The sequence below is a fragment of the uncultured Mailhella sp. genome, from assembly GCF_947631555.1.
In the GTDB taxonomy this organism is placed as follows: Bacteria; Desulfobacterota; Desulfovibrionia; order Desulfovibrionales; family Desulfovibrionaceae; genus Mailhella.
The window spans coordinates 1-7,005 of record NZ_CANRLT010000098.1 but is presented as its reverse complement, the minus strand read 5'-3'; the positions used below and the strand labels follow the sequence as shown (position 1 = coordinate 7,005).

Here is a 7,005-nt window from a genome sequence, read left to right as displayed (position 1 = left end):
GATCGCACTTATCCCATTACGGAAAAAATCCACCGCGAAATCCTTTCCCTGCCCATGTCTCCGGTCATGACTGATGAGGAAATCCGTTTCGTGACGGACACGGTGAACGCCTGGAAGTAAGGCGGCTTGCGTGAACGGCATGGAACTTCCCAAAACATCATCTTACTTCCTTTATGGTTTGAGACCTTGGCCTTTAGGCCGATAGAGCCCCACCCCGCCCTGAAGGGCCTTGCTACATTATTGCTCTTTTTGTTTTGAACCTGTAAACCAATACAAAGGATGACTCCTTATGAAAACAGTCTCATCAAGATGGTATAATATAGACTTCTTACGCATACTTTTTGTCATAATTATTGTATACTATCATTTTATTGGCGCTTCTTATGCTACATCATACGGAGAACCATTTACTACATTATGTTATAATTCTCGTTCATCTGGGGGCATTTGTAATTCTGCATTATTTATGATGTCTGGATTCTTTTTATATTACAGCATATTGAAAGCAGACTCTTTTTTGGCATTTGTGAAGCATAAAGTCTTCAGAATCTGGCCTTGTCTGGCTTTTTTGATATTTTGCATAGCTGTTTGCAGTGTATTTGATATAGCCAAATTTGATATTGGTCAAAATTTTCTTAACTTATGCTTCATTCATAAGAATGGTTCGGCATTAACAACAAAATTATCAAATGCAAATGTTTCATGGTTTGTATGTACACTGTTTTGGCTGTCATTATTTTTCTTTTGTATTTTTAAAATAGCATTTAAAAATTATCAAGGTGCATTATTCTTTATTTCTTTATTATGCTGGATAACCCTATCTATATATATCAACAACCCTGGACGTGAAGCATTCACTGTATTGTACGGCATGTTGTCTAAAAGTATGGCAGGGGCAATGGCTTGCACATCAGCAGGTATACTCATAGCAGCGATTTTTGAAAAAACAAATATAAAGAATATGAAGTTGAATTTTTATATTGCAAGCATATGTGAAATTTTAATAACATTTTATATTGTACGTGTTTTAATATTTGTTAGATTTAAAGAACAATATATAACTATTATAATATTGTTTTCCATTTTATTTATTTTATTTTTATTGAGGGGGGGGGTAATAAGTAAATTACTTGACAATAAATACTTCTCTTTTATTGGAAAATATGCATACAGTATTTATGTTATGCAAAATTTTTCATTTATATTGTTTGATAATTTTCTTTGGAAATTAAAAGTATTAGTCACATTTAGTCCATATTTGATGATATGTATCAGTTTGCTTGTTTCCATACTCATTGGCGTAGTTACTTATCATTTCATAGAAAGACCAGTAGCAAAATATTTGAAGAGGTTTGAATAAACTTCACCTGGGTTCCGACGAACTTCTTACCGGAGCTTCTGCTGTCTTGTATGTGTCTGTCGTGCACACGCGGAAGGTCGGGATGTTCTCAATCGCTATCTTGCAGACAGAGGCGTCCAGACCCTTATCCATTACCCCAAATCGCTGCACCAGCAGCCTGCCTATGCGGAATGGAACGAGCGCTCCTGGCCCATCGCAGAAAAAAATCCACCGCGAAATTCTTTCCCTGCCCATGTCGCTGGTCATGACCGCCGAAGAAATCCGTTTCGTGACGGACACGGTCAACGCCTGACAGTAAGGGCGGCCTGCATGAAAAGAGCTACGCTTCCAAAGACATCATATTTTTTTTGAACCTATAACCGATCAAAAAGGTGTGTTATGAAAGCAACGTATAGAATCATGAAACATGTGTATAGATCATTAAACAATCATATTGTTGAACTATGCAAAAATGAAAAAATTCATATTTTTGATACTATTATGTTTAACCTGTGGAATCATTGCGCCAAAAAACTGGAAAAAAAAGCGGCCGCGCCCAGGCTGTGTCGGGAGTTTTCACAGCTCAGGCGCGCCGCAGAGCACAGTTTTGTATCGAGAGGCTAGTCTTCAGCCGCCCAGACGGGACGGTCGCAAGCCTTCAGATAGGCATTGATGACGGACTTTCCGCCCACAGCGTCGGCGACTTCAGGCCAGACTTTTTCCAGGGCAATGGCACGCCATGCCGGTTCGTCCGTAAGCGTGGCGATCTCAAGCCCCGCGGCCTGAAGCTGCTCCTTGGCCTGAACTTCCATCTCGTTCTGACGTTTCAGGGATTGCTGCTGTGCGTACTTGCCGGCGTCAACGATCATCTTCTGAAGTTCGGGCGAGACGTTGGAGAAGAATTTTTCGTTGATGACCAGCGGCTGGAGCAGATAGCAGTAGTGGAGCTCCGTGAGGTATTTCTGCCCGGCATCCATGAACTTCATGGCCTTGAACATGGAGTAGGAGCAGCACTGACCGTCCACAAAGTCATGCTCCAGAGCCTTGTACGTCATGCCCCAGGCCACGGACGAGGGCAGTGCGCCAAAGTTGTGGTAGATGTCCAGCATGACGACGCTGTGGGGAACACGAATACGCAGTTTGCGGATATCCTTGAGTTCGGTAATGGGGTGCCTTGAATTGGAGATGTTGCGGAAGCCGGAATACGTCCAGGCAAGAACCCGGAGTCCGGATTCCAGCGCGTAGCTGTTGAGCAGCACGGCAGCCTTGCCGGTAGTGCCCCTTTCGGCCTGTTCGACGTTTTCAAAGAGGTAGGGCAGAGAAAGTACCCCCAGCTTGCGGCACAGAGGCTCAAGGTTGGGAATGCCGCCCACGGCCATGTCCAGCTTGCCGATCTGCACTTTATGGAACTGCATGGACTCGTCCTGCCCGTCTTCCGCATAGATAAGATGAACACGGACGATGCCCTTGCTCGCCTTTTCAAGATATTCCTTGAAGGCATTGCCAACCACGCCCATTTCAGCGCTTTCGGGATCACCCAGGGTGACGGTCAGCTCCATGGGCTGAATCTCCGCAAACGCTATCGAGGCGGACAGCAGAAGCGCCGAGACCGACAAGAAAATGGAATGGAATCTCATAATACCCTCACTGCCGGGGCAGGCCGCACACAGCGGCCTCGCCAGACCGATTGTTGCTATGCGGTGCATGACCGCCGAACCGAAGCAAGGAGCAGGAAATCTGCCATCGCTCGGAACCGGCGAAAATGCCGGACAAATGCGCCTGCAAGTCAGACGCACGCAGGTTACAAGGCCGCGGAACTCATCATATTGGGCAGGAACATGACCAGACCGGGGAAGACCACCAGGATGGAGATAGCCAACAGGTTGGCGAACACCATGGGTAGAGCCTGATAGGAGATGGATTCCAGCGAGCGGTTGGAGATGCCGGACGCGATGAACATGTTCTCACCCAGCGGCGGCGTGGAGAAACCGATGCCGCAGCAGCAGATAAGGACAAGGCCGAAGTGTATGGGATCGACGCCATAAGCCACCATGATGGGCAGAAGCACGGGCGTGACCAGCATGATGATGGCCAGCGTTTCCATGAACATCCCCAGGAAGAGCAGCAGGATGACGACGAAGAACCATACCAGATACACGTTGTTGGTAAAGGACAGAATGGCGTCGGCGATGACCACCGGAATGCGGTAGGAGGTGAGCAGATAGCCAAAGGCCGTGGCGGTGAACACCAGAACCAGCACTCGGCCCGTGAGCCACGAGGTCGTTCTGAGGCAGCTCATGAAGTTGCGAAACTTGAGTTCACGGTGGACGAACACGCCGATGATGATGGTGTAGACGATGGCCACGATGGCCGCTTCCGTGGGCGTGAACAGCCCGGCGTAGATGCCGCCGAGAATGATGAGCGGGGCGAGGATGGACCAGAAGCCGGAAACCAGGGAGCGAACCAGATTGCCGGCGTTCCACGTCATGCCCTGCGTGGAGATCTTGCGGCAGCGGAAGTAGTGAACCAGGCAGAGAGAGGCGGCGATGATGAAGCCGGGAATAAATCCGGCCATGAACATCTTGGCGATACTCACCTGTCCGGTGACGCCGTAAATGACCATGGGGATGCTGGGCGGGATGATGATGCCGATGCCGCCCGCCGTAGCCGTGGCCGCAGCCGCATAGGACGTGTCATAGCCGCGCTTGGTCATGGCGGGGATCATGAGCATGCCAACGGCTGCCGTGGTCGCCGGGCCGGAGCCGGAAATAGCTCCGAAAAACACGCAGGACAGCACGGTGGAGATCGCCAGACCGCCCGGAATGGGACCGATGATGTTTTCGGCGATGGTCACGAGCCTTCGCGATATGCCTGCTGCCTCCATGAGTGCCCCTGCAAGAACGAAGGCCGGCAGGGCCATGAGCGGGAAGGCCGTGAGCGAGGCAAAGGCGCGCTCGATCATGAGGCTGAGATCAATGTCAAGGATGATGAAGCAGGTCATGGTAGCCATGCCGAGGGCCACCATGATGGGACTGCCCAAAAGAAGCAGGAGGAAGAAGATAACAAAGAGTATGCCGCCAATGGCAAGTGGGGAGATAGCGTCCATTATGCCTGACCTCCTTCCGCTTTTTCTTCAGCATTCAGTGCGTTCTGGCTTTCCTTGACGGATTCCTGGTCGGGATCGGCGATCTCCTGCTTGAGGACAAACTTGATGAAGTTGACCTGCACGATTCGGATAGCCATGAGAGCAAAGCTGAGCGGGAAGACAAGGTAGACCTTGCCCAGATCCCAGTCGAGTGCAGGTGTGAAATACGGAAATTCCTCAAGATCCATGACGGCACGGTAGCCGTACCAGGCCATGATAACGCAAAAAGCCAGCCAGACACAGTCGCTGACCAGCATACAGTAGTCGCCAACCTTCTTGGGAAACTTCATGAACTGGACGGTAACACGGTTCAGAGCGCAAAGGCGCGTGGCATAACAGGCGCCGAAGAGAATGAACCAGATAAAGGCAAAACGGGCAATTTCCTCCGTCCAGGAAAGCGACATATTGAGAAAACGCAGAATGATCTGCATGAACACAACGCTGACGAAGAAAACAAGCAGGCACTGACAGAGATAGCTTTCAAAGTGATCGAAAAAGGCGATGAGAAATTTTTTCACAGTTATCTCTCCCCATATATTTCGGGATTCCTCCCACACATACGCACAAAGGGGAGCAGGTATCCCTGCTCCCCTCGTCTATACCGTCAGTTCCATGCGGGCTTGCCGCAAACCTTCAGATAAGCGTTAATGGCGTCCTTGCCGCCAACGAAGTCGGCCATGGCCGGCCATACCTTCTCGAACGCAGCCTTTTTCCAGACAGGTTCATCTTCGAGCACGTCGACCACCAGACCGGCCTTGATCAGGTTGGCCTTGGCCTTGGCGCCGTCATTCTTCACATAGTTGAGCACCGTCTCCTGAGCGTACTTGCCGGCGTCCACAAACAGTTTCTGCATATCGGGAGCCATCTTTCTGTACACACGTTCGCTCATGACCAGGGGCTGGAGCTGATAGGTGTAATGGACTTCCGTCAGGTACTTCTGATGGGCTTCGAGGAATTTCATGGCCTCAAAGCCGATGTAGCCGTAGCACTGTCCGTCCACCACGTCCTGCTGCAGGGCGGTGAAGGTTTCAGCCCAGGATATGGGGGTGGGGCTGCCGCCGAAGGCCTTGTAGGATTCGATAAGCACGGCGCTCTGGGGCACGCGGAACTTGAGATCCTTGATGTCGTTGATATTCTTGATCGGATGCTTGGAGTTGGAGATATAGCGGAAGTCGCTGTACGTCCAGGTGAGTACACGGAAGCCGGATTTGATGGCGTAGCTGTTCAGCAGTTCCGCGGCTGCGCCGTTGGTGCCGGCCACAACTTCGTCCAGGTTGTCGAAGAGGTAGGGCAGGGTGAGCAGGCCCAGCTTCTTTTCAAAGGGAACCAGGTTGGCGATACCGGCGACGGCAAAGGGCATGGCGCCTTTTTGTACATTGCGGAGGCATTCGCTTTCATCGCCCAGAGCACCATTGAAGAAAAGCTGGATCTGAACGTTGCCGTTGCTTTTTTCTTCAACATATTTCTTGAACGCAATGGCGGCTACGCCCTGTTCCGAGTTTTCCGGATCGCCCACGGCAACGCGGAAGGTTTCAGCGGCATTTGCCTGAGCAGTGAACATAAATGCGCACATGGCGGCAAAAGCCAACAGTTTTTTGACCAGCATGAGAACCTCCATTAATTAAGGTTTATGACCAACACTATGACAATTCAGGCGGCGCCTGAAACTGCTTGAATGACCGAAGCGGGCGGGACCGCACGTTCGGGGATGAGACTTAATGTGGAGGCAGTGGCGTGGATAGTCAAACGCTCCTTCTAAGGTTAAATGTTTTCCGGCGGAACATGACCGCCTTCTTACTATATGCAAAAATCGTGCAAACACGCAAATAATATTTTTATCCTGCGAGGTTATTCGGAATAAGCTGCGAACATTCCACAACTTGCTCTCCGCAGCCAATCCAAAAATAACTCAATTTGCCGCCGGCGCATCGGATGTATTTCGGAACTTTGAGCGAGAGCTTTCGTCAACCTTGTGAAATAACTATTTAAAATTTTTCACTTCCGTAAAAATTTTTTTGAAGGCCCAAAGGGCACCCGCAGCATGGCTCAGAGCCAAACTTCGAAATTTTTTCATAACCTATTTATTTTAAAAGAAAAAGTATAAGTCAGATTTGACTTGCACAATCATGACAAAAATGTATTCTTGCATATGTGTCCGCTGTACTCAGGATGAACAAACCGCGGCTATCCTGCTTTTCTCTGTAAAGGAAGAAGTGCCGTCCGTCAGAGGTTTAATTTGTTTCATGCTCTCAGGGAGCTTCTGCCCTGCCGCGCACACCTGGCTCCCGTGTGAAAACGCATCGCTCTGCCTGTCATTCTGTCAAACGTGCGGCCTTTGAAACCACATAAGGCAAGCTCTTTCAGACAGAGTGGGACTGTATTCGGTCTGAATGCTTTGGGAACAGACCATAAAGGAAGAAAGATGATGTTACAAAAAAGAAATATTTCGAGACACTGACTTTTATAATGACAAATGTTTGAGATTATGCTATCCTTCAAAAAAAAACGGAGGGTACCGAGA

6 protein-coding genes and 1 pseudogene are annotated in these 7,005 nt (G+C 49.3%); 3 read left to right on the top strand and 4 right to left on the bottom strand.

Features of this window, described 5'->3' with window-relative positions; genetic code table 11:
* Positions 1-289: 289 nt before the first annotated feature.
* The 3 genes and pseudogenes from Q0Z94_RS10505 to Q0Z94_RS10500 all read left to right on the top strand — a co-directional run bounded on the left by Q0Z94_RS10505 (position 290) and on the right by Q0Z94_RS10500 (position 1,652).
* Positions 290-1,360: an acyltransferase gene (locus Q0Z94_RS10505; protein WP_298069503.1), complete on the top strand. Its 1,071-nt coding sequence runs from the start codon at positions 290-292 to the stop codon at positions 1,358-1,360.
* Between the two features lie 90 nt (positions 1,361-1,450).
* Positions 1,451-1,513, top strand: a pseudogene (locus Q0Z94_RS11895) (hypothetical protein); the annotation flags it as partial.
* A 10-nt stretch (positions 1,514-1,523) separates the two neighbouring features.
* Positions 1,524-1,652 carry a hypothetical protein gene (locus tag Q0Z94_RS10500; RefSeq protein WP_298069501.1) on the top strand — a complete coding sequence of 43 codons (129 nt, stop codon included), beginning with the start codon at positions 1,524-1,526 and terminating at the stop codon, positions 1,650-1,652.
* Positions 1,653-1,959: 307 nt separating this feature from the next.
* On the opposite strand, the gene Q0Z94_RS10495 is transcribed toward Q0Z94_RS10500, so the two are convergent.
* The 4 genes from Q0Z94_RS10495 to Q0Z94_RS10480 form a co-directional block, all read right to left on the bottom strand.
* Positions 1,960-2,976 carry a TRAP transporter substrate-binding protein gene (locus Q0Z94_RS10495; RefSeq protein WP_298069499.1) on the bottom strand — a complete coding sequence of 339 codons (1,017 nt, stop codon included), beginning with the start codon at positions 2,974-2,976 and terminating at the stop codon, positions 1,960-1,962.
* A 164-nt stretch (positions 2,977-3,140) separates the two neighbouring features.
* Positions 3,141-4,445, bottom strand: coding sequence for a TRAP transporter large permease (locus Q0Z94_RS10490; protein WP_298069497.1), 1,305 nt, complete (start codon positions 4,443-4,445; stop codon positions 3,141-3,143).
* A complete protein-coding gene (locus Q0Z94_RS10485; protein ID WP_298069495.1) occupies positions 4,445-5,002 on the bottom strand; it encodes a TRAP transporter small permease in 558 nt (185 codons plus the stop codon). Before Q0Z94_RS10485 ends, Q0Z94_RS10490 begins: the two co-directional genes overlap by 1 nt.
* Positions 5,003-5,088: 86 nt before the next feature.
* Complete coding sequence (locus Q0Z94_RS10480; RefSeq protein WP_298069494.1) at positions 5,089-6,090, bottom strand: TRAP transporter substrate-binding protein; 1,002 nt, start codon at positions 6,088-6,090, stop codon at positions 5,089-5,091.
* Between the last annotated feature and the right edge of the window lie 915 nt (positions 6,091-7,005).